2 protein-coding genes are annotated in these 2,061 nt (G+C 44.5%); both read left to right on the top strand.

From position 1 onward, the window contains the following. Positions 1-148 precede the first annotated feature (148 nt). On the top strand, positions 149-1,096 hold the full coding sequence (locus tag BUB86_RS16810; RefSeq protein WP_139261758.1) for a hypothetical protein: 948 nt from the start codon (positions 149-151) through the stop codon (positions 1,094-1,096). A 15-nt stretch (positions 1,097-1,111) separates the two neighbouring features. After that, positions 1,112-2,061, top strand: a 950-nt coding sequence (locus BUB86_RS16805; protein WP_139261756.1) for a hypothetical protein, incomplete at its 3' end; no start/stop codon positions are given.

The following is a 2,061-nucleotide window of genomic DNA, read 5'->3' as shown; positions in this document are numbered from 1 at the left end:
AAGTTAGGTATCGTTTATAGTCCTAACGTGGTTACAATCACCACTTCTGCATCAGCTTCAGAGCCAGGTGAGAGCGATAACCCCGACCCACAATTGGCACGTAGACTATAAGAACAAGCAATATTATTCACATTAATCATTTACGATTATGAAAAAGATTCTATTATCAATTATATGCCTCATGATGCTAGGCATTCAGAGTGCAATGGCAATTACAGCACAGATAGTATTGCGCCATCAAGGTAATGTCACACAGTTTAATCCAGACGAGCTGCCTTCGGTTATTGAGGCAGCAGTAGATGGTGACACCATCTTGCTGTCAGCAGGAACATTCGACTGTGGTTCTGAGATACTTATAGAAAAAGCCATCACTATCATCGGTGCGGGAGCAGAGAATACGATTATTAAGAATAGGATAGATATCAACATTCCCGATAATCCAACTTTGACAGCCCATCTGCTGGATGGCGTGCGAATTACACCCACATTATATATAGATAATCCTGTAATAGGTCTGAAGTTGAGGAAGTGTGTTTTAGATGGAGGTATTTCCACTATAGGAGGATCAACAACAATACGCGAGATGCTAATAGACCGATGCAAGACAGGAGAGATTGCTTTATCGTCTAGATTTATGGACATGACAGTTGTCAATTCAGACGTACAGGTATATGGCTCAGGTTACACTCCTGACGCTGTTGTTTTCTCTAATTGCAATGTCGTTATGGGCTACAATTCAAGTACTATCACAGCAAGCTTTATCAACTGTTATATAACAAACTGGACTTCTTCTGCGGGAGTTAATAGTGACATCTCTTTTACCAATTGTCTTGGTCCAAGCGACTTTTGGGAGAAGTGGTCTGTAGCAACTAAGAATAACTGCTACACTTACACGACAGTCAGTACTGAGATGGATAATCCGGAGTATTTCCAGCAGCAAGGCTGGCTTGGCACTGATGGCACCATCGTTGGCATGTATGGCGGAACCACACCTTTCACCTTGGAACCTAATGCGCCAAAGGTGACCGACTATACGATTGGTGTTGATACTAAGACGCGAATGCTGAATGTGAAGATGACCCTGAGCGCAAACTAACAAAACAGAAAGCTTATGCAAGGCAGAATAAAACTTATATTCCTGCTACTGCTGGCAGTGCTCTTTGGTCGTGCTCAGACCATTAGTCAATATGAGTACTGGTTAGATGCCGATTATGGCCATCGCCATACGGTTGCAACCAATAGTACCGTTGTAGAGCAGAGTATCGACATCAGCAGTTTGTCGGAAGGCATTCATTACCTGAACTTCCGTGCAGAGGATGGTGACGGTGTATCAGGACTATATCACCGTTATCTCTTCATGGTTCCTGCATCTGAGATGACAGACGCTACAGTGTCTGGCTACGAGTATTGGATTGATGCAGACTACGCTCACAGAGTGTCCTCATCTGTGACTAGTACAGATATTACACAGAGCATAGACGTTAGCACACTTTCGTCAGGCATTCACTATCTCAACTTCCGCGCTAAGCGTACAGATGGTGAACCAGGATTGTACTACCGCTATCTCTTCGTTGTACCCGACAAGGAAGAAGTTACTCTACAGATAGACCAAGTAAAATTCTGGATTGACGATGATGAACAGAATAGCCAAACCATGAAGGTTGAGGCTGGTAGTGAGATCGCTATCTCTATGGACATCAGCCAACTGGAGGCCGGCTCCACTCACACATTCAATATCAGTGCCGTCAGCACAGATGGTCTTGAAACGCCCTTGGGCAGTTATGAGTTTACCTTAGAAGCCCAAGCAGAACCAGAACCCTACGCTGTGCTGACAGAGGTTAATTCTAATCCAGCTGAGGGAACAATCGTGCCCAATAATAGTCGTGCCGCAACAGCAACAACAAGTAACTATACCTTGACGTTCTATTACGACACCATGAAGGCAGAGCGTAATGGCATGAGTGTTGGACCATTCGAGCTACCTCAGGATCGTGGTTGGGAGAGTGTTGCCCAGAATATCACAGCTGTCGAGTTCGACGCATCAATGGCTAACGATACTAC

This window comes from Xylanibacter ruminicola (assembly GCF_900142525.1).
Lineage (GTDB): Bacteria > Bacteroidota > Bacteroidia > Bacteroidales > Bacteroidaceae > Prevotella > Prevotella ruminicola_A.
Note: the sequence above shows the minus strand (reverse complement) of the source record. Positions and strands in the feature narration are given on the sequence as shown.

Coding starts and splice junctions, on each gene's coding strand:
- BUB86_RS16810 (WP_139261758.1), top strand. CDS start 149: ATGAAAAAGATTCTATTATCAATTATATGCCTCATGATGCTAGGCATT.